Origin of the sequence: Streptomyces malaysiense (assembly GCF_000980885.2) — a bacterium.
In the GTDB taxonomy this organism is placed as follows: domain Bacteria; phylum Actinomycetota; class Actinomycetes; order Streptomycetales; family Streptomycetaceae; genus Streptomyces; species Streptomyces malaysiense.
This window is the reverse complement of record NZ_LBDA02000017.1, coordinates 19213-40673: the sequence shown is the minus strand read 5'-3', so window position 1 is coordinate 40673 and position 21461 is coordinate 19213. Positions and strand designations below refer to the sequence as shown.

The 21461-nt window shown below is 71.6% G+C and carries 15 protein-coding genes; 8 read left to right on the top strand and 7 right to left on the bottom strand.

The features are described 5' to 3' along the window. Positions 1 to 569 precede the first annotated feature (569 nt). Positions 570 to 1829, top strand: coding sequence for a citrate/2-methylcitrate synthase (locus VT52_RS09085; RefSeq protein WP_143070857.1), 1260 nt, complete (start codon positions 570 to 572; stop codon positions 1827 to 1829). A gap of 140 nt (positions 1830 to 1969) precedes the next feature. On the opposite strand, the gene VT52_RS09080 is transcribed toward VT52_RS09085, so the two are convergent. Continuing rightward, the gene (locus VT52_RS09080) at positions 1970 to 2932 is read right to left on the bottom strand and encodes a Vgb family protein (RefSeq protein WP_420856272.1); all 963 of its coding nucleotides are present in this window, start codon (positions 2930 to 2932) and stop codon (positions 1970 to 1972) included. Between the two features lie 346 nt (positions 2933 to 3278). Here VT52_RS09080 and VT52_RS09075 point away from each other — a divergent pair, with 346 nt between their 5' ends. The 7 genes from VT52_RS09075 to VT52_RS09045 all read left to right on the top strand — a co-directional run bounded on the left by VT52_RS09075 (position 3279) and on the right by VT52_RS09045 (position 10650). Beyond that, positions 3279 to 3992 (top strand): L-threonylcarbamoyladenylate synthase, encoded by a 714-nt coding sequence (locus tag VT52_RS09075; RefSeq protein WP_079174943.1) that lies wholly within the window; start codon positions 3279 to 3281, stop codon positions 3990 to 3992. Positions 3993 to 4051: 59 nt separating this feature from the next. Continuing rightward, a complete protein-coding gene (locus tag VT52_RS09070; RefSeq protein ID WP_079174942.1) occupies positions 4052 to 5338 on the top strand; it encodes a citrate/2-methylcitrate synthase in 1287 nt (428 codons plus the stop codon). A gap of 462 nt (positions 5339 to 5800) precedes the next feature. Continuing rightward, positions 5801 to 7234 (top strand): MmgE/PrpD family protein, encoded by a 1434-nt coding sequence (locus tag VT52_RS09065; RefSeq protein ID WP_079174941.1) that lies wholly within the window; start codon positions 5801 to 5803, stop codon positions 7232 to 7234. A gap of 98 nt (positions 7235 to 7332) precedes the next feature. Beyond that, entirely contained in the window at positions 7333 to 8046 is a 714-nt protein-coding gene (locus tag VT52_RS09060; protein WP_046425704.1) for a dienelactone hydrolase family protein, read from the top strand. Positions 8047 to 8246: 200 nt separating this feature from the next. Continuing rightward, the gene (locus tag VT52_RS09055) at positions 8247 to 9155 is read left to right on the top strand and encodes a phytanoyl-CoA dioxygenase family protein (RefSeq protein WP_046425707.1); all 909 of its coding nucleotides are present in this window, start codon (positions 8247 to 8249) and stop codon (positions 9153 to 9155) included. Then, positions 9152 to 10396, top strand: a complete 1245-nt coding sequence (locus tag VT52_RS09050) for an MFS transporter (protein WP_046425709.1) — start codon at positions 9152 to 9154, stop codon at positions 10394 to 10396. Before VT52_RS09055 ends, VT52_RS09050 begins: the two co-directional genes overlap by 4 nt. Before the next feature lie 38 nt (positions 10397 to 10434). Next, a complete protein-coding gene (locus VT52_RS09045; protein ID WP_046425711.1) occupies positions 10435 to 10650 on the top strand; it encodes a hypothetical protein in 216 nt (71 codons plus the stop codon). Between the two features lie 109 nt (positions 10651 to 10759). On the opposite strand, the gene VT52_RS09040 is transcribed toward VT52_RS09045, so the two are convergent. The 6 genes from VT52_RS09040 to VT52_RS09015 all read right to left on the bottom strand — a co-directional run bounded on the left by VT52_RS09040 (position 10760) and on the right by VT52_RS09015 (position 21459). Then, complete coding sequence (locus VT52_RS09040) at positions 10760 to 11893, bottom strand: enolase C-terminal domain-like protein (RefSeq protein WP_046425714.1); 1134 nt, start codon at positions 11891 to 11893, stop codon at positions 10760 to 10762. Then, on the bottom strand, positions 11893 to 13722 hold the full coding sequence (locus tag VT52_RS09035; protein ID WP_206306469.1) for a thiamine pyrophosphate-requiring protein: 1830 nt from the start codon (positions 13720 to 13722) through the stop codon (positions 11893 to 11895). The genes VT52_RS09040 and VT52_RS09035 overlap by 1 nt, the downstream gene beginning before the upstream one ends. A gap of 74 nt (positions 13723 to 13796) precedes the next feature. After that, positions 13797 to 16889 carry an FAD-binding and (Fe-S)-binding domain-containing protein gene (locus tag VT52_RS09030; protein ID WP_079174939.1) on the bottom strand — a complete coding sequence of 1031 codons (3093 nt, stop codon included), beginning with the start codon at positions 16887 to 16889 and terminating at the stop codon, positions 13797 to 13799. 335 nt (positions 16890 to 17224) lie between these two features. Next, a complete protein-coding gene (locus VT52_RS09025; RefSeq protein WP_046425718.1) occupies positions 17225 to 18697 on the bottom strand; it encodes a cation:proton antiporter domain-containing protein in 1473 nt (490 codons plus the stop codon). A 163-nt stretch (positions 18698 to 18860) separates the two neighbouring features. Then, the gene (gene hpnR / locus VT52_RS09020; protein WP_046425720.1) at positions 18861 to 20372 is read right to left on the bottom strand and encodes a hopanoid C-3 methylase HpnR; all 1512 of its coding nucleotides are present in this window, start codon (positions 20370 to 20372) and stop codon (positions 18861 to 18863) included. Between the two features lie 262 nt (positions 20373 to 20634). After that, positions 20635 to 21459: a potassium channel family protein gene (locus tag VT52_RS09015; protein WP_107481273.1), complete on the bottom strand. Its 825-nt coding sequence runs from the start codon at positions 21457 to 21459 to the stop codon at positions 20635 to 20637. Positions 21460 to 21461: the final 2 nt, after the last annotated feature.

Below are 21461 nucleotides of genomic sequence, written 5' to 3'. Positions count from 1 at the left end.
GCGTTCCCACCGGCACCGGTCGCCGGGGTGGCCCCGGGGCGGGGGTGAGGCACGGGGTCCGGCGACGAGTGCCGAAGGCGCGTGGAGGTTGCTCGGACGGCGCGTGGTTGTCCGGATTCGCTCCTTCCGATAGCGGCCGCCCGCTCCCCCTTCCACACCTCGGTGAGAGGCGCGGGCCCGCGCGACCAGATGGTGCGGAGGCCGGTTCGCGTTCCGGACGGCACCCCGCGTGCCCGTCCCCTCCAGCCTTCCGGCCGTGGCGTCGGGCGGGCGGTGAAGTGACGGTCGTGCCTGGTGAGCGGGTATGCCGGTGCGTCTCGCGGCCGGAGAACGCGCTTCGTGCGCGCCGCAATTGGCGCGGGTGCGCCGGCGCGCGGGACGGCGTCTCCTGCGGCTTGTTCGGTGCGCAACCGTTCCCATCGGATGGGCCCCCGTCGTCGCGTCGGTGTGGTGGTGCCCGCGGGGCGGGATCCGGCCGAAAACTTACACCTTCGTGTCAACGTTCTGTGGGTGCTTCGCAACTTTTACGTGAAGGTCTCATTCACATTGACCAGAGGGGGACACGCGGCGTGAGTGTCGAGGAGTCGGGGACGGACGACGGGATGTGGCTGACGACGGAACAGGCGGCGAGACGGCTGGGGGTGAAGCGGGAGACGATCTACGCGTACACCAGCCGGGGGTTGCTGCGCAGGGCGAGCGACGGGACGCGGGGGAGCCGGTTCCGGCGCGACGACATCGAGCGTCTCGCGGTGCGGGGGCGCAAGACGCGGGAGCGGGAGGGCTCGCGGGCGGTTCTGGAGTCGAGCATCGCCCTGATCCGCAACGACCGTTTGTTCTACCGGGGTTACGACGTGCTGCTGCTGTGCCGGGGGATGGGGTTCGAGAACGTGTCCCACCTGCTGTGGGGGGCGAGTGTGGAGGCACTGCCGGCGGTGCCGCGTGCCTGGGCGTTCCCCGCGCAGTGGCAGCCGGTCGCCGATGCGGACCGGGGGCGGTTCCCGCTGCCGCTGGACCGGATCGTGTCCGGGCTCGCCGCCCTGTCGGGGGCCGGGCACCGCAGCGTGATCGAGGAGGACTGCACCCTTGAGGCGCAGCGGATCATCGCCTACGCCGTGTACTGCGCGACCGGGGTGCCACCGGTGGAGCACGGCGGAGTGGCCGGAGCGTTGGCGAGAGGCCTGCTGCCCGCGTCGGAGCGTGCGGTGACACCGACCGCGTTGGTGTCCCTGGTGGATGTGGCGCTGAACCTGGCGGCGGAGAACGGACTGGCTGCGCCGACGGTGTGCAGCCGGATCGTCGCCTCGGTCGGGGGCGACATGAAGGCGGCCGTACTGGCCGGGCTGTGCGCCATGCGGGGCACCGCACCGGGCGCGGCGGCGCACCGGGTGGAGGAGCTGCTGGTCCGCTATCACGAGAATCCGGGCTGTGCGCACGTCGCGAAGCTGGTCGCCTCGGACCGGCCGGTGCCGGGAATCGGGCATCTGGCGTTCCGTCAGCGGGATCCACGGGCGGCGATCCTGCTGGAGCGCATGGCCGCGGAGTGGCCCCCGGACGCCGACCTGCCCGCGGGCGGTGCGCTGCGGATGGCCGCCCTGCGTGAGGCCCTCGCCGACATCCGCGGGGCCGGTCTGGTCCCGGTGAACCTCGACTTCGCCATGAGCGCCCTGTGCTTCGTCGCCGGCATGAGCCCGGGGGCGGGGGAGGCCCTGTTCTCCATAGCCCGCATATCCGGGTGGGTCGCCCATCTGCTGGAACAGCTGACCCAGAACACCAACTTCCGCATGCGGTTCGTCTACACCGGGCCCGTCCTGCGGGGCGGCAACGGCTGACCCTCAGGGCGCCGACGGGCACCACCGCCACGCCCGGCGGCGCCCCCGCCCCCCGTGGGACGGCGAACCCGTCCGCGGCGTGCGGGGCCGATGGCCACCCGGGACCGGCGTTCGCGGCACCCCGGCGCCGGAAGGCGGCGTCACCCGCCCTGGCGCGGGCCGCCGGGCGCACGGCCCGCGGCACCCGTTCTCGGAGCCGGGTCCCGATGGGGTGCGAGTCGTGCGACCGCGCCGGTCTCCAGCGCGGCCCACACCGCGCCGTCCGGCCCCAGGGCGATGCCGTGCGGTTCGCAGGAGGGGGTGGGGAGGTCGTACTCGTCGATGCGGCCGCCGGGGGTGATCCGGCCGATGCGGGCGGCTCCCCATTCGGTGAACCAGCAGCTCCCGTCGGCGTCGGCCGTGATGGCGTGCGGGCGTGCGGCGCGGTCGGGCAGGGCGAATTCGTCGGTCTTGCCGTCCGGTGTGATCCGTCCGATCCGGCCGGCGCCGATCTCGACGAACCACATGGCACCGTCGGCGCCCGCGGTGATGCCGACCGGGGCGCCGTCCGGGGTGGGCAGCGGGCTCACGGTGACCTCACCGTCGACCCCGATGGCGCCGATCGCGTTCGCCCGGTTCATCGTGAACCACAGACGGCCGTCGGCGCCGGTGGCGATGGCTGACGGGAAGGCTCCCGAGAGCGGCAGCGGGAACTCGGTGACGTCACCGTCGAGCGTGATGCGGCCGATCCGGTCGGCGGCCGTCTCGGTGAACCACAGTGCCCCGTCGGGTCCGGTGGTGATGCCGAACGGCCCGGCGTCCGGCGTCGGCAGCGGGAACGAGGCGATGGTCCCGGTCGTGGTGATGCGGCCGATCCGGTGGCCGCGGAACTCGGTGAACCACAGGGCGCCGTCGGGGCCCGCCGTGATGACCGAGGGCCCGCCGGAAGCGGGTGCGAGCGGGAAGGTGGTGACCTCGCCGTCCGGGGTGATCCGGCCGATCCGGCCGTGATGGACCAGCGTGAACCACAGTGCGCCGTCGGGACCGCAGGTGATGCCATAAGGACCGGCGTCCCCGTCGGACACGGGGAATTCGGCGATCGGAGGAGTCGGACGGCGTGGCACGGTGCGGGTTCCCTCGGCGATGGGTGGCGAAGTTCGGCGACTGCGGATGCTATCCGAAGCGCCCTGTGACCGCCTCCCCGTCAACTGCCCTCCGTCATCGTCCCTTTGTGTCGCGGTGCCGATGCCGCCGCGGTTCCTGTGACCGTTCCCTCGCTTCACGTGACCGCACCGTGCCGGCGCGTGCCGTGTCTTCCCTTCCCGTGCCGCAGGGCGGGTTTCTGTGGATGTTGATTGATTTGCTAATCACGATTGACCGGGGTGTGCGGCCCTGCGGAGACTTGCCAATGATCGAGACCGGGCTGCGATCGGCGTCCGGCAGTATGCGGCGGCTTTGAATGGAGGTGTCATGGCGGGCCTCATCCTTGAGGAATCCGAGTCTTCCCTGGCCGAGGTGGCGGGAATTCTCGGTGACGGCGGTGTCGTCGTCGTTCCGAGTCGGACGAATTATGTGCTGATCTGTGACGCGGAGAACGAGAAGGCGATCGCCCGTGTCTTCGAGGCGAAGAAGCGTACGAAATTCGGTCCGTTGACACTCGCGGTACCGAGGATCGAGGACACGGAAAAGTATGTCGGTTTTCCCGAGGGATTCGGGCTGCCCGAGCTGAAGCGGATCTGGCCGGCGGAGATCTCGTTCATCTTCGATCTCACGTACGCGTTCTCGCCGCGGATGACGATGGGGGCGAACACGGTCGCGGTGATGTACCAGCGTTCCTGCGCGCTGAACCGGCTCCTGGCGGTGTTCGGGCGGCCGGTCGCGCTGACCTCGGCGAACCTCTCGGGGCAGGGCAACTTCGTCGTCACCCGCGAGAAGGCGATCGCGGACGTCGGGGGAGCGGTGGACGCGGTCCTGGTCAACGAGCGCGACGACGAGTGCGTCGATGTCGAGGCCGAGGGCGTCAACCCTTCCAACACCATCGTGGACTTCACCTTCGAGCGGCCCTACCTGGTGCGCGACGGCGCCTACCCGCCCTCGCTGCTGCTGCCCGTCATCCCGGATCTGGTCCTCGACACCGACGCCTACAAGGCCGCGCTGGCCGAACGCCTGAGCGTGGCGCTGTGAACCACGCGGCCGGCGCGGTCGGCGCAGCCCACGGACACACGAACTAGGGGACGACCTGGATGAGCAGGACAGCGCACGAGACACCGCCCGGGGTACCCGAGCCGCGGACCGCCGCCGGGAAGAACGTCGTACGAGCCGAACTCGCCGTCAGCGAGCCGGTGCTGGGACGCCCGGCCGTCGCGGCGGCGGACCTGGCGCGCGAGGGCTGCCTGGTGTACGACCCGGGCCTGGCCGACACCGCGATATGCCGGTCCGCGATCACCTACATCGACGGTGACGCGGGCATCCTCCTCTACCGCGGCTATCCCGCCCAGCAGGTCGCCGAGAAGTGCACGTTCCTCCAGACGGCCCACCTCCTCACCACCGGTGAGCTGCCCACCGGCGCCCAGGAGGAGCGGTGGCTCTCCCGGATCGCGGCCAGCACACTGCCCTCCAGCCCGGTGTGGGGGCCGCTGTTCGACGCGATGCCGGCCGGGACGCACCCCATGGCCATGCTCGCCGCGGCGACCTCCGTGATGACTTCGCTCGCCCCCGACGGCCCGTCCTCCGCCGAGCAGGCCGGCTTCGACCTGCTCGCGACGATGCCGGTCCTGGCCGCGCACGCGTTCGCCCGTGCCGAGGACCGGCCCCGGCGCCCGTACGACCCGTCGGCCGGGTACGTCGAGAACTTCCTGCGGATGTGCTTCGGCGACAGCCCGGTCGCCACCGACCCGGCGATGGTCCACGCCCTCGAGACACTGCTGGTCCTGCACGCCGACCACGAGCAGAACTGCTCGACGGCGACCCTGCGCCTGGTCTCCTCCAGCAACGCCGGTTTCTTCTCCTCCGTCAGCGCGGCCCTCTCCGCCCTGTGGGGGCCGCTGCACGGCGGCGCGAACCAGGCCGTGATCGAGATGCTCCAGGCGATCCGGGACGACGGCGGCGACCTGGGCAAGTACGTCGCCAAGGCCAAGGACCGCGACGACCCCTTCCGGCTCATGGGATTCGGCCACCGGGTGTACCGCACCTTCGACGCCCGCGCCCGCGTGATCCGCGAAGTGGCTCGCGAGGTGTGCGGGAAGGCCGCCGACGACCCGCTGCTCGACATGGCCCTGGAACTCGAGGAGATCGCCCGCGAGGACGAGTTCTTCCTCGAACGCAGGCTCTACCCGAACGTCGACTTCTACTCCGGCCTCATCTACCGGGCCATGGGCTTCCCCGTCGGGATGTTCACCGCGCTGTTCGCCGTCGGCCGCGTCCCCGGCTGGATCGCCCACTGGACGGAGGCGGCCACCGCCCCCGAACGCCGCATCGGCCGGCCCGCCCAGCTGTATACCGGGCCCGAGACCCGCGACCTCCAGTTCTGAGCCAACCGCTCCACCCGCCCCCGCCGTGCCTGCGGGCGCCGAGGGGGCACCCCGCGGACGGCTGCGCGCGTCTCTCCCTCACAGAGGCGCGCGCAGCCCCCCGCTGGTGCCGGCCGGTCCCGCTCGGTTCCGGTCCGGGCCGCTCCGCCTCTCGCCCGTCCGCGTATCCGGCCTTTTTCGGCTCTTTCCCCGCGCCCGGCTGTTTCCTCCCGTCGTACATCTTTGTTTCGTATTCTTTTCCGTGGTGTTCCATGATGTTTTCCATCGCACGGTCCTCCGCGCCGAGCCGGCGTCCTCTTGCTTCCGTGTATGGATCAACTTTCGCCGATGCTGATTCGGCGATCAACCTTGACCGGATTATTTCCCTGCGGCGAATATCTCTGTCGAGCGCCTTCGGGATCCCATGAGCGTGTGAGTTTCATGGAGTGAGGGCGCAGTCGATCCCCCAGGGGGAGGGAAAGGGTGACAGTGTTCATTCCGGAGCAGCGGAAAGAACCCTCAGAGAACGAATCCCGGGCCGCCGCGGCGGAAACACTCGCGGAGTTCGCACACCAGATATACAGGGACGGCATTCCATCGTCCGTCCAGGAGTACGTCACGAAGCTGATCATCGATCAGCTCGGCCTCCAGCTGGCCTGCTCACGGCTACCGTGGAGCCAGGCCGCCTACGACTACGTGCGCGAGTTCGGCGCGACGGGATCGTCGACCGTGCTCTTCCACGGGCTGCGCACGCACCCCGAGCACGCGGCCTTCGCCAACGCGACGTTCGGGCACGGGCAGGACTTCGACGACACCTGTCAGATGGTGCAGACCCACGCGGGTGCCGTCGTCATCCCGGTCGCGCTGGCCGTGGCCGAGGAGGTCGACGCCACCGGGGAGCAGCTGCTGCGGGCCACCGCCGCCGGCCTGGAGGTCATGCTCCGCGCCGCGCACGCGGTCTCCCCGGACTGCCTGCGCCGCGGGCACCACACACCGCCCGCGGCCGGCCCGTTCGGAGCCGCGATCGCCGCGGGCCTCCTCCACGGCCAGGGCCCGCGGGAGCTCGCGCAGTCGCTGGCGATCGCGGGCAGCTTCTCGGGCGGCCTGATCGAGTACACCCAGTCCGGAGGCTCGGTCAAGCGGATCCACACCGCGATCCCGACCACCGCCGGGATCCGCGCGGTCGCCCTGGCCCGGCGCGGCATGACCGGACCCCTGACCGTCCTGGACGGAGCGAAGGGATTCGTGAACGTCTTCGCCGACAAGGGCAGCGTCGAGCGCCTGACCGACCGGCTCGGCACGCGGTACATCATCGAGAAGGTGGGCCTGAAGGCTTACAACTGCTGCTACTTCATCCACGCCCCGCTCGAGGCCTTCCAGTTCCTCATGCGGCAGAAGAACCTGGTCCCGAGTGACATCGCCGAGGTCACGGTGGGGCTGTCCGCGCACGGCGCGGTGCACGTCGGTTCGATCGTGCACCCCGTCGACCCGCTCGGCGGCCAGTTCAGCGTCCAGTTCACCCTCGGCATGGCCGCCTACGGTGAACTGCCCGACCTGGACAGCTACAGCGACGAACAGCTCGCCGACACCCGCTTCCACGCCTTCGCCGACCGCGTGCGGGTCGAGACCGACCCCGTCGCGGAGGCCGAGTACCCGGAGAACTGGGGCGGCGTCGTCACCCTGACGACCACCGCCGGCCAGACCTACCGCCGCCGCGTGCGCTACGCCACCGGGACCCCGCAGAACCCCATGACCGGCGACGAGGTCTGGGGCAAGTTCTCCCGCATCACCTCCGACGCCCTGGACGGCGAACAGGCCGCCCACGTCCGTGAGATGGTCCGCGATCTGCCCGCGCTGGACTCCGTACGACGGCTGTCCGCGCTGCTGGTGCGGCGCGCCCTGCAACCGAGCCGCTGAGCCCCGCCGCCCCGGCGGGGCCCCGGCCCCCTTCACCCCCGAAGGCCGCCCAGGCCACCGGACCCCGTCCCCGTCCCCGTCAAGGAGAACCGCAGAAGATGAGCGCCCCCGAGGCACGGCAGAACACCCACTTCGTCCGCAACGGCAAGGAGATCCACGCCTATCTGGCGCTGCCCGCGTCCGGCCGCGGGCCCGGCGTGATCCTCATCCAGGAGTGGTGGGGGCTGACCGACCACATCGCCGATGTGGCCGACCGGCTGGCCGAGGCGGGCTTCGTCGCCCTGGCACCCGACCTGTTCGGCGGCCGAACCACCCACGACTCCGACGAGGCCGGGCAGATGATGAGCGACCTCCCCCTCGAACAGGGCGTCGAGGACCTGGTCGGTGCCGTGGACTGGCTCCTGGAGCACGAGGCCGTCAAGGGCGACGCCCTCGGCACCGTCGGGTTCTGCATGGGCGGCGGATTCGTCCTCGCGCTCGCCGCGGCCGCCGGCGAGAAGATCGCCGCGGCCGTCGCCTTCTACGGCGTCTTCGCCGGCGAGGACCCCGACTTCTCCGGGATGAGGGCCGCCGTACTGGGCCACTTCGGGGAGAAGGACGCCTACGCCCCGCCGGAGCGCGCACAGGACCTCGCCCGGCAGATCCGCGGCCAGTCCGGCGCCCCCGTCGAGCTCCAGTTCTACCCGGCTGGCCACGCCTTCCACAACGACGAGAACCTCCTCGGCACGTACGACGAGACCCAGGCCCAGCTGGCCTGGAAGCGCACCCTGACCTTCCTCACCGAACAACTGACCGTCCCCGCGACCGCCTGAACCGGCACCGGACCGGCCCGGCCACCCGGCCGACGGTCCACCCACCGGCCCGGCCCGCCCCGGCCGGCCTCCCGGGGCCGACACGACACCGTGCCGGCACGACACCGCGCGGCACGACGCCCGTGCCGCGTCGGCCCCGGCCCCTCGCCGGAGCACCCCGCCCCGGCCCCGCATCTCTTTTCCTGACGCAGAGGTGAGACATGCACACTCTCGACGCAACCCAGCTCGACCAGTACGCCGCCAAGGGCTACCTCGTGGTGGAGAACGTCCTCAGCGCTTCCGAACTCGCGGAACTGCGCGAGGTCACCGACGGCTTCGCCGCGCAGGCCGGCGACGCGAACGCCGACCGCCGCGTCCTCGACATCGGCGAACACGAGGGCCGTCCCTACGTGCGCCGCGTCAAGTCGCCGCACCGCCACCATCCGGTCTACGACGCGACGGTGCGCCACCCGCGCATCCTCGACATCGTCGCGGGCCTCCTCGGCGACGACCTGCGCCTGTACGGCAGCAAGATCAACCTGAAGCTGCCCTCGGGCACCGGTGACGCCATCCAGTGGCACCAGGACTGGGGCTTCTACCCCCACACCAACGACTCCCTCGTCGCGGTCGGGGTCCTCCTGGACGACATGACCGAGGAGAACGGCCCCCTGCTGGTCGTGCCCGGATCGCACCTGGGCGAGGTGTACTCCCACAACCAGGGCGGCCGTTTCGCCGGCGCCCTGGACCACACCCAGATCAAGGACATGCTCGACAACGCGGTCCGGCTGACCGCGCCCGCCGGGTCCATCACCCTGCATCACGTCCGCGCCGTCCACGCCAGCGGCCCCAACCGCTCCACAGGCTCACGCCGCGTCATCTTCCAGAACTACGCCGCCGCCGACGCCTGGCCGCTCGTGGGCTGCGGCGCCCCCGGCGACCGCCACCTGTGCGCGGGCGGCGACTGGGACGCCTACCAGGACCTCCTGGTGCGCGGCCAGGACCGGCAGGTCCGGCTCGCCCCGGTCCCGGTCCACCTGCCGCTGCCCGGAGCGAAGGACTCCTCGTCGGTGTTCACCACCCAGAGCGGCGCCGACAGGAACTACTTCGCCTCCTCGGGGGCGATGGAGTGAGCGGCGCCCCCCGGTCCGCCACCCCGCCCGGAGCCGAGGCCGCCCCGGGCGGGGCCGGTGACACGCCCCGCCCCGGCGCCCTGCGTGCCCTGTTCGCCTACCGGCTGATCTCCCGCGCCTACTTCCACCTGCCCGTCCTGTTCGCCTTCCTCTACCTGCACCACCTCGGCATCGCCCTCGCGCAGACCCTGCTGGCCCTCTACGGGTTCACCGTGATGGTCTCCGGAGCGTTCGTCGGCCGGTTCTCGGCCGCGTTCGGCCCCCGCACCCTCCTGGTCGGCGGGGAACTCGTCAAGGCCGCCGGCCTGCTGCTGATCGGCACCGTCGCCGGCGGCACCCCGGGCCTGGTCGCGGGACAGGTACTCAGCGGCTTCGGCTACGCGCTGACCGCGAGCGTCGAGTCCCCGCTGGTGGGCGTCCTGGAACCCGACCGTGAACGCGCCACGAGGATCCAGGCCCGCACCCAGAGCTGGATCTTCGCGGTCGTCATGGTCTCCGGCATCGCCGGCGCCGTGATCTTCCAGCACGCCCGGCTCACCGTGTTCCTGCTGTCCGCGCTCGCCTGCGCGGCCGCCGCCACCGCGGCCACCGGCATCGGCCCCGTACGGCTCCCCGCCGCCCGCACCACCCCCGGCTCCGGCGCCCCCGTGAGGAGCGGGAGCTGGACGGGCGGATCGGGATGGTGGATCGCCTACTACGTGTGCCTGCGCGGCGTCGCCCTGGCCGCGTTCGTCGGCTTCATCCCCTACCTGCTGTTCGTGCGCACCAAGGTCTCCCTCGCCCTGTTCGGTGTCCTCCTCGCCGTGTTCAACGTCGCGGCGCTCCTCGTCGCCCGCTGGACCGCGAAACTGCTGCGCACCACGTCCGCCGCGCCACTGCTGGCCGCCACCCTCGCCTGCGTCGCGGCCTCCCTCGTCCTGCTCGCCACGACGTCCCGCCTGGTGCCCGTGATCGTCGCCATCGCCCTGCTGGGCCTCGGCGCCGGAGCGGCCCGCCCCCTCACCCAGGACGGCCTGTCCACCCTGGACGGCCCCACCCGGGGCCGGGTGACCGTCCGCATGGAGCAGCTCACCGGAAGCGCCAACACCCTGGTCCTGGTCCTGGGCGGACTCGGCCTGGGCGCCGGCCACGCACCCGCCGTCATGTGGGGCTCGGCCGCCGTCGTGGCCGTCACCGGCGCCGTGATCCTCGCCGCCCGGCCCGGGGCTCGCACCCCCACCCCGGCCCAGGCGCTCAACTGACCGGCACAGGCAGCCACTCGATCGAGGAGGAACGAGCGATGACCACCCTGGACAGCACCGCACCCGCCCTCGGCACCGCGACGTCCGGCGACCGGCCCCACCCCGCCACCGCCGGACCGCGGCCCCCTGCGCAGGCGCCGTCCCGGCTCGGCGAGGTCTGCGCACGCGGCCTGTGGCTCGCTCCCCGCCCGCTCCGCCTCTCCGGATACCCGGACGACCCGGACGACGCCCACATCGTCCGGGGCCTCGACTGACGGCCCCTCACCCGCGGCCCGTCGCCCGGCCGGGTCGGATACGAAGGCGGTCGGGCGACGGGCCGCGGGTGAGGCGGTCCACATGCCCGGAGGCCGGGAGGCCGGGAGGTCAGGCGACTCGGTATCTGCGGGCCGTCTCGGTACGCAGGGTCAGCCCCAGACCCGGCGCGCCCGAGGCGCCCGGGTGCAGTGCGCCGCCGGCCGGATCCAGCGTGCCCTCGAACATGAGCTCCTCGACGCGGACGTGGTCGTGGAACCACTCCAGGTGGCGCAGGTTCGGTACGGCCGCGGCGGCGTGGGCGTGCAGATGAGGGGCGCAGTGACCGGAGATCTGCGTCCCCCGGGCTTCGGCGAGGGCCGCTGCCCTGAGCCAGACGGTGATGCCTCCGCACCTGGTGACATCGGCCTGCAGGCAGTCCACCGCCTCCGCGTCGAGCATCGCGGCGAAGTAGGGCAGTGTGTAGCCGTACTCCCCGGCGGTCACGTCGGCCGTGACGGCCCGCCGCGTGAGGGCGAGGCCGGTCAGGTCGTCCGAGGAGACCGGCTCCTCGAACCACGTGACCCCGTGGTCCTCCAGGTGCGGGCCGAGGCGGACGGCCTGTTTGTGGGTGTAGGCGCCGTTGGCGTCCACGTACAGCTCGGTCTCGTCCCCGATGCTCCGGCGGGCCGCCGCGATGCGCTCCCGGTCGCGGGGCTCGGCGCCTCCCCACGACTCGCCGATCTTGATCTTGACCCGGCCGATGCCCTGTTCCTCCGTCCAGGTCCGCAGCTGACGGTCCTGCCGGAGGGCGTCATAGGTGGTGAACCCTCCGCTGCCGTAGACCGGAACCACGGCGCGGGAGCGTCCGAGCAGGCGCACCAGCGGCAGGTCCAGCAGACGGGCCTTGAGGTCCCACAGGGCGATGTCGACGGCCGAGATCGCTCCGGCGACCAGACCCGGACGCCCCGCGTTGCGCACAGCCCGGTTCATGGCCTCGTTGACCGCGGGTACGTCCCACCCGCTGCGGCCGGTCGCCACGTCGGCCAGTTGCCGCTCGATCACGTGAGCGGTGGCCGGGGCGCCGTAGGTGTAGCCGAGTCCGGTGGTGTCGCCCGCGTGTACCCGGACCACGATCATGGTCGTGGAGTCCCAGGCCAGGGTGCCGTCCCCTTCGGGCACGTCGGTGGGAACGGTGTAGACGGCGGTCTCCAGCCCGTCCACCACCGGCTCTCCCGGGGCGCTGTGGGTCTCACCCCGGGGCATCAGCCCTCCCCGCTGCGCCGCGCGTCCGGGCGGTGGTCGGCGTGCCGGTGGCCCGGGAGCATCTCCTGGACCTTCGCCTTGAGGCCCTGGCGCACCATGCCGGTGCGGTCGCTGTCGCCCTTGAGGACGGCGGACGCGGCGGCCTCGATCTGGTCGAGGGTCGCGTGCGGGGGGATCGGCGGGACAGCCGGGTCGGTGCGGAAATCGATGACGAAGGGCCGGTCGGCGCCGAGTGCCCGGTGCCAGGCGGCCTCCACCTCCGCGGGCTTCTCGACGCGGACCCCGTCCAGCCCGATGGAGCGGGCGAAGTCGGCGTAGGGCACGTCCGGAATGGCCTGGGAGGGCAGGAACTGGGGGGCTCCGGACATGGCCCTCATCTCCCAGGTGACCTGGTTGAGGTCCTGGTTGTTGAGAACGGCGACGATCAGGCGCGGGTCCTGCCATTCGGACCAGTACTTGGCGGCGGTGATGAGCTCGGCCATGCCGTTCATCTGCATGGCGCCGTCCCCGACGAGGGCGATCGCGGGCCGGTCCGGGTGGGCGAACTTCGCACCGATCACATAGGGCACGCCCGGCCCCATGGTGGCCAGCGTCCCCGACAGCGAGCCGCGCATCTGTCCGCGCATCCGCAGGTGACGGGCGTACCAGTTGGCGGAGGAGCCCGAGTCGGCGGCCAGCATCACGTTCTTCGGCAGGAGGGCGTCCAGCGCGTGCACGACGTACTCGGGATTGATCGGATCCGCGTCGACGGCCGCCCGCCGCTGCATCACCTCCCACCAGCGGGCGGTGTCCTTCTCGATCTTCTTGCGCCACTTCCCGTGCTTCTTGCGCTTGAGCAGGGGCAGCAGCGCCCTGAGGGTGGCGGCCGCGTCACCGACGAGGTTGACCTCGAACGGATAGCGCAGCCCGACCATGTACGGGTCGATGTCGATCTGCACCGCGCGCGCCTGGTCCAGTTCCGGCAGGAACTGCGTGTAGGGGAAGCTGGAGCCGATGACGAGCAGGGTGTCGCAGTCCCGCATGAGCTCGTACGAGGGCCGGGTACCCAACAGGCCGATGGAGCCGGTCACGTAGGGCAGGTCGTCGGGCAGGGCGTCCTTGCCGAGCAGGGCCTTGGCCACTCCCGCGCCGAGCACGTCCGCCGCCTCCTCCACCTCGGCCCTGGCTCCGCGCGCACCCTGGCCGATCAGGATCGCGACCTTCTCGCCCGCGTCGAGGACCTCGGCGGCGCGCGCGATGTCCGCGTCGGCCGGCACGGGTGCGCAGGAAGCCACGCCGAGGCTGGAGGGGACCATCTTGAAGGCGTGGGTGGGCGGCGTGTAGTCGAGTTCCTGCACGTCGGCCGGGATGATGACCGCGGTGACGGTGCGCTTCGCGTAAGCGGTGCGCATCGCGCGGTCGATGACGTTCGGCAGCTGCTCGGGGACGGTCACCATCTCGCAGAACTCGGAGGCGACGTCCTTGTAGAGGCTCAGCAGGTCCACCTCCTGCTGGTAGGAGCCGCCCATGGCACTGCGGTTGGTCTGGCCGACGATGGCCACCACGGGAACGTGGTCGAGTTTCGCGTCGTACAGGCCGTTCAGCAGGTGGATCGCCCCCGGTCCGGAGGTGGCCGCGCAGACGCCGACCCTGCCGGAGAACTTCGCGTAGCCGACGGCTTCGAAGGCGGCCATCTCCTCGTGCCGGGCCTGGATGAACCGCGGGCGGTCGTCCGCGCGTCCCCAGGCGGCCAGCAGGCCGTTGATCCCGTCGCCCGCGTAGGCGAAGACGTGATCGACGTCCCACTCGCGCAGCCGCTGCAGAACGAAGTCGGAAACCTTGATCGACATGGAGCCTCTTCTCATCGTGGGTGTGCCGCTGTGCCGCTGTGCCGCTGTGCCTCTGCGGTGCTGCGGCGTGGGCGTCAGCCGCGCCGGCGGTGGAACCGGCCGAAGCCGGCTGCCGCCGCTGTCGCGAGGGCGGCACACGCGGCCCCGGTGCAGAACCAGGCACGGCGCCTGGACGCCTCGGGGCGCGGGACAAGCTTTTCGGGATGGTCGGCCGGGGCGGGCCCGTCCAGGCCGAGGGCGAGGGCTTCGGCCAGGTGCATGGCCCGGCGCCCGGTGCCGGCCTGCTCGATCTGGGTGCGGCAGCTGAAGCCGTCGGCGATCACGAGGGAACCGGGTGCCGCCTCTCTCACCGCGGGCAGCACGCCCTGTTCGGCGATCGTCATCGACAGCTCGTGGTGGCCCCGTTCGAAGCCGAAGTTCCCGGCGAGTCCGCAGCAGCCGGCGTCCAGGACGTCGGCGTCGATCCCGGCGCGGCGCATGAGCTCGCGGTCCGCGTCGTAGCGCATGACCGCGTGCTGGTGGCAGTGGGTCTGCACGGTGGCGGTCCTGGCGAGGGAGGGGGGCCGCCAGCCTTCGGGCGCCGAGTTCAGCAGGAACTCCGAGAACGTGTGGAACTGCCGGGCGAGCCGCTCGACGTCCTTGTCGTCCGGCATCAGCTCGGGCGCGTCCGCGCGGAACACCGCGGTGCAGGACGGTTCCAGACCGATGACGGGCGTACCCGCTTCGATGTAGGGCCGCAGCACCTCCAGAGTGCGGCGCAGGACGCGCTTGGCGGTGGCGAGCTGGCCGGTGGAGATCCACGTCAGGCCGCAGCACACCGTCCGGGCGGGCACGGCGACGTGGAAGCCGGCGTCCTCCAGCACCCGGACCGCGGACTTGGCGACGTTCGGATGGAGGGTGTTGCTGAAGGTGTCGGGCCACAGCACCACCGTTCTGCGGTCGGCCGGGTCGGGCTCTGCGAGGCCACGCGAGGCCCACCACCGCACGAAGGGCTCCTCGGCGAAGGCGGGCGCGTCCCGTTCGACGGCCACCCCGGCGAGCCGTTTGCCGATCGCGGCGACACCCGGCGCGTGCAGGGCCGCGTTGACCCAGCGGGGGGAGAGCCGGGACAGCCTCGCCCACAGCGGCAGCCAGCCCATCGAGTAGTGCGCCGCCGGGCGCGGGCGCCCGGCGTAGTGATGGGAGAGGAACTCGGCCTTGTAGGTGGCCATGTCGACGCCGACCGGGCAGTCGGACCTGCAGCCCTTGCAGGCCAGACAGAGATCGAGGGCGTCCTTGACCTCCGTGGAGCGCCACCCTTCGGTGATCGGTGAGTCGGCGTGACCGCCGAGCATCTCGAACAGCAGTCGGGCCCGGCCCCGGGTGGAGTGCTCCTCTTCACCGGTGGCCCGGTACGAGGGGCACATGACACCCCCTTCGTGGCTGCGGCAGTTCCCGATCCCGACGCAGCGCATGACGGCCCGGGTGAAGGAATTGCCGTCCTGCGGGTAGCCGAACCGTGTGTCCTCGGCGCGCGGGCGCCACAGCGGCCCCAGCCGCAGGTTGTCGTCCACGCGGTGCGGGTCGACGACCTTGCCGGGATTCATCCGGTTGTCCGGGTCGAAGAGTGCCTTGACCTCACCGAACGCCGCGACCACCTGAGGACCGAACATACGGGTCAGCAGTTCGCCGCGTGCCTGGCCGTCGCCGTGTTCGCCGGACAGTGATCCGCCGTAGGCGGAGACCAGGTCCGCGGCCTTGCGCAGAAACCCACCGAACGCCGCGACGCCCTCGGCGGTCTTCAGCTCGAACGGGATGCGGGTGTGCACGCAGCCCTGGCCGAAGTGCCCGTACAGCGAAGGATGGTCGTAGTCGAACTCGGCGAACAGGTCCTTCAGGTCCCGCAGATAGTCCCCGAGCCTGTCCGGAGGAACGGCGGAGTCCTCCCACCCCTCCCAGGTCTCCCGGCCGTCCGGCGGACGGGCCGTCACCCCCAGCCCGGCCTCCCTCGCCTTGAGCATCTGCTGCTCGCGCCGCGGATTGTCCGAGAGCGACACCGCGGGGTCGTCCTCGGCGCGGCCGAGAGCCTTCAGCAGGTCGCGTGCCTGGCGGTCGACGTCCGCACGGCTGTCGCCGCTGAACTGCACCAGCAACCAGCTCTCACCCTCGGGGAACCGCTCCAGAGAGGCGAGATGGGAGCCCTCCTCGCGCATGAGCTGCGCCATCCGCCCGTCCAGAGCCTCCAGCAACTCGGGCCGGCTGTGCTCCAGCAGGCGCGGCACGTCGTCGGCCGCGGCGCAGATGTCGTCGTACCCGAGCACCACCATCGACTCGCACGCCGGGACCGGGACCAGATCGAGCTCCGCCCGCAGGACCGTCACGAGGGTCCCCTCGCTGCCGACCAGCGCCCGCGCCAGGTCGAACCCCTTCTCCGGGAGCAGCGAATCCAGGTTGTAGCCCGAGACGCGACGGGGGATGTCGGGGAACCGGGTCCTGATCTCCCCCAGATACCGGCCGGTGATCTCCCGCAGCCCCTGGTAGAGCTCCGCCCGCCGGCCCCCGCCCGCCACGATCGACTCGAACTCCTCCTGCGAGGTGGGCCCCACCCAGCAGCGCAGTCCGTCGTAGGTGAGGATCTCCAGGCGCCGCACGTTGTCGACGGTCTTGCCGTAAGCCTGGGCGGAGGCGCCGCAGGAGTTGTTGCCGATCATCCCGCCGAGGGCGCAGTGACTGTGCGTGGACGGCTTCGGCCCGAACATCAGTCCGAGGTCGGACAGGTGGCGGTTGAGTTCGTCGAGGACGATGCCCGGCTCCACGACGCATGTCCGGCGTTCGGCATCCACCGACAGCACCTGGTTGCAGTACTTCGTCCAGTCGATCACCACGGCGGCGTTCGTGCACTGCCCGGCCAGACTCGTCCCGCCGCCCCGCGACAGGACCGGGACGCCGAACCGCGCGCACACCCCGACCGCCTCGGCGCCCGCGTCGACGTCGTACGGCACCACGACACCGATCGGCACCTGCCGGTAGTTCGAACCGTCGGTGGCATACGCCCCCCGGCTCCCCGCGTCGAAGCGCACCTCCCCGCGGACCCGCCGCCCGAGCTCCTGCCGCAGACCGGCGGCGTCCACCCTCCCGTCCTCCCCGGCCCTGGCACCGGACCCGTCCGGCAGCGGCTGCGCAGTCATATCCCGATCCATTCCTCGCGACGTTCCCGGACTCACGGCGCGGACCCGTTGTCCCCGGTACCGGGTCGCCGCACGGCGGACCGCTCATCTCGTCACCCGCCGCTTCGGCCGCACGAGGAGAACGGACTGATCGGCCGCTATCCGACAATTTATGACCTTGGTGGACAACCGCCCGCTGAACGTCGGGCGCCGGTCCTGTCGATCCCTGCCGGCGGGTAACCACCGGACCGGCGGAGAAACGCCCGACACGGGCGGAGGGCCGGACAGCACTCGGCCGAACCCGCGGGGAGTCGGTGTGCGCCGAATGGCGCACGGGCGCCCCGCCGGCGCGACGGTCACCGTTGCTCCGGGCGCTCCGTGAACATCCGGCTCCAGTCGTCGGGGCCCTCGGGATCGGTCAGCAGCATCAGTTCGTCGTCAGGTCTCAGCCGGGTGGACCCGCCCGCGGCCAGCAGGCGGCCCTCGCGGACGGCGAAGCTGATCCACACGTGCTCACCGAGGTCGAGGTCCGCGATGGCGGAACCGTCGGCGATCGAGCCCGCCCGGACCACCACGCGCTGGACGCCCTCCGGGCGATCGCGCAAGCGGATGCCCAGTGCCCAGGGTTCCACCGCGCTGGAGCGCATGGAGACCCGGCACCAGCGGGCGACGGTCGGCACCAGCGCGCCCTGGACGATGACGGACAAGGCCACCACGACGAAGACGACGTCGTAGATACGCTTCGAATGGGACAGGTGCGCGCTCAGCACGAAGCTGCCCAGCAGGATCGGCACCGCGCCCTTCAGCCCGGCGAACGCCAGGAACACCCGCTCGCCCGCACCGAGACGCAGGGGAACGAGAAGGAGCGCCATCACCAGTGGCCGGGCGAGGAAGGCGAGTACGCCGGCCAGGACCAGCCCGTCGCCCCACGCGCCCTGCGAGGCGAAGCTGCTCAGCGGAATGGTGAGCCCGAGCATGGTGAACGCGACGATCTCCGCCAGGCTGCCCAGCGCCGTGTGGAAGTGCTCGATCTCCCGCTTGTACGGGGCCCGCGCGTCACCGAGCACGATGCCCGCGAGGAAGACGGCCAGGAACCCCGATCCATGGGCCACCGCGGCCGCCCCGTACACCGTGAACGCGCCGGCGAGCAGCCGCAGCGGATACAGGCCCTCGCCGGGCAGCGGCACCTTGCTGATGAACCACTTCAGCCCCAGCCCCCCGGCCGCGCCCACCGCCGCGCCGATCGCCATCTGCTCGACGAAGATCAGAGCCACCCGCCCCGCCGCGGCCTGGGCCGAACCGACGGAGGCCCCCAGCAGCCCCGCCATCAGCGCGATGCCGACCGGGTCGTTGGCCCCCGACTCTCCTTGCAGCAGTACACCGGTGCGCCCGGTGATCTCCTTGCCGCCCAGTACCGAGAAGACCACGGCCGGATCCGTGGGGGCCACCGCGGTCCCCAGCAGGAGCGCCGCATGCCAGTCGAACCCCAGAAGGCGAGCGGCGCACGCCACCAGTCCCGCCGTGAGGAACGTGCCCACGACGCCGATCCAGATCACGGGTCCGGCCTCGGGGCGCAGCCGGCGCCACCCCAGCTCCATGCCTCCGTGGAAGAGCAGGAGGACCAGGGCGACCGTGACGACGTTCTGCACCGTGGTGATCGAGAACTGCCGCAGCGCGGGCACCGCGTCCGAGGCGACCGCCGCCGCGACCAGGAAGAACGCCGGAGCCGGAATACGTGTCCGCTCGCTGAACCGGTTGGACAGCACCGCGGCGAGTACGGCCACCGCGACGACGAGGATCCACCAGCCGGACGACCTCACGCCCTCCACTCGTACCCTCCGTCGTTCGTCTCTCGCCCACGTCTCCAGGCCGTCGGCGTGTCATCGCGGTCGCAGGTCACCCTTCACCGACAAGGCGCCCGGGAACAGGCCGGTCGTGACCGTCCCGGGGCCCGCCTGCCCACGCCGCCGTCCTCGCCCGCCCGCGGGTGGACTACTCGCCGCTGTCGACGTCCTTCGGCCGGTCGGCGCGGGAGCGGGCCGCGGGCTTGGTGTGGACGTACAGCCGGCGCCGGTCGCCGACGTCGAGGTGGCGCGGCAGGGGCAGCTCGTAGCGCACGGAGCGGTGGTGGTCGGCCAGCTGCCGTGCCGGGTTGTAGACCTGGTTGAACTTCCACAGCATGCGGGCGAAGTTGGTCTGGCCGCGCAGCAGGTTGCGTCCCAGCACCTGTGCGGCCCCGAACGCGGTGCGCCAGCCCAGGTGCTTGCGGTTGATGACGGCCTGGGTGCGCACCAGCTCCCGGTAGAACTCGTCGAGCGGCAGCGTGGTGGGTACGACAGCGTGCTGGATGTCGAACAGCCGGTAGTCCCGGGTGGTCAGCCGGCGCGCCTCGGTGTGCCAGATCTCCGTGCCGGGGTAGGGAGTCATCACCGTCAGGTGCACGATCTCCGGCACCGACAGGGCGAACTCCCTGATGATCCGGAAGCGCTCGGCGTCCCAGGCGGGGTCGACGATCAGATTGATGGCGACGTCGATGCCCAGCTTCCGCGCCGTCTCCAGCGCCCGGAAGTTGTCGTCGGGACTGACCCGCTTGCGATAGAGGTCCAGCCCCTCGGCGTCGATGGCCTCCATACCCAGGAACATGTACCGCAGGCCGAGTCGCGTCCAGCGGTCGAAGACCTCGGTGTTGCGCAGCAGTACGTCGCTGCGGGTCTCCAGGTAGTACTGCTTGCGGACACGCCGCCGCTCCACCTCGTGCGCGATGGCGTCACCGTGCTCGGGCCGGATGAAGGCCACGTCGTCGACGATGAACACGTTCGGCTCGCGGATGCTCGCGAGTTCCTCGGCGGCGGCCTCGGGGGAGGCCTTGCGGTAGCTGCGGCCGTAGAACGTCCAGGCGGAGCAGAAGGAGCAGTCCCAGGGACAGCCGCGGGTGAACTCGATGGAGGCGCACGGGTCCAGCTCGCCGATGAAGTAGCTCCTGCGGTGGGACATGAGGTCCCGTGCCGGGCGAGGGCTGTCGATGGAGTGCAGCATGGTCGGCGCCGGCCCGTGGCCCGCCCGGGTGATGATGCCGGGCACGCCTTCGATCCCACCGTCGCGCACCGCTTCCAGCAGCGGCGCCACCGCGGGTTCTCCCTCCCCGCGGATCACGGCGTCCACGGCCCCCTCCGCCTGTTCGAGGACATCACCGGAGACGAAGGACACGCTGTGTCCCCCGAAGAAGACGAAGCAGCCGGGCACCGCCTGCTTGATCCTCCGCGCGAGGTCGATGGCCTCGGGAATGTTCGCCAGGTAGTTGAGCGAGAAGCCCACCGCTTCGGGCACGAACGAGGCGACCGTCCGCCGCAGGTCCTGGTGCCGTCTCACCTGCAGGTCCACCACTCTCACTTCGTGCCCCGCGTCCCGGGCGGCGGCGGCGACCCGTTCCAGCCCGAGCGGCTCCAGTCTCAGGAAGATCTCGGAGTACATCAGGGCACTGGGGTGGACGAGCAGCAGGCGCATGAGTCACCTCGGGCACGGGGCGGGCGTGGGCGGGCGTCGGGAGTCGCACCATCCCAGCACCGTCGGTCCCCGCTCAGCCGTCTGGCACACCGGCCGGGGTGCAAGCTGCACCCGTGTGATCTTCGCCTAGGCCAAACGCCCGGCGCGGCCCCTGGCTCCGCTCGGCGCAGCCGGTCCGGCGCGGACTCGCCTGGGGTCACGACGCCGTACGGATCACCGGCACCCGACGCCGGGAGGCAGACCGGGTCCTGCGCCGCGCCGGTCAGGAGCCTTTCCGCGCGCAGGGCGCCTTCCCGTCGAGGCCGGCGTCCGAGGCGACGCGCGGACCTGCGGCGGAAGCCGACGGGGCGGCGGGGTGCCGGGCGTGCAGTTCTTCGCGGAGCCGGCGGACCTCTTCCGTGAGGGCGGAGATCTCGCTGGTCGTCCGGGCCTCGGTGGCGCGGAGATCGGAGAACCGGTCCGTGAACCAGGACGCCAGGGTCGCGGTGACCAGGCCCGCGAGCGCGATGCCGCCGACCATCAGCGCGATGGCTATCAGGCGCCCTTCGGTCGTCGTGGGGTACAGGTCGCCGTATCCGACGGTCGTGACGGTCGTCACCGACCACCACAGGGCGTCGCCGAACGTGGTGATCGAGGCGTCCGGGTTGCGCCGCTCGACGTCGAGGATCGCCAGGCTGGAGAGGAACAGCAGCAGCGCCGTGCAGGCCGCCACGTAGGAGCCGAGACGCAGCCGGACCCGGCCCAGCGTGGAGGTGTTGCGCCGCACCACCATGAACACGATGGTCACCAGGCGCAGCGGACGCAGCGGCGGGAGGACCAGGGTCGCCAGGTCGAACAGACGTACCTTGAGGAACTGCCACCGGCTGCCGGCCATGGCGAAGCGCAGGACGAATTCGACGGCCAGCAGCGCCCAGATGGTGAAGGTCACGGTCTCGGCGGCGTTCCGCCAGGTCCGGGGTAGTTGCGGGTCGAGGATGGGTACCGCGTAGGCCGTGAGGTAGATCATCGCGAGGCCGATGAGCCAGCCGCCGGTGCGCTGCTCCCAGCGTCGAAGCCGTCGGTCCCTGATGGCAGGTGTGGCAGACATGG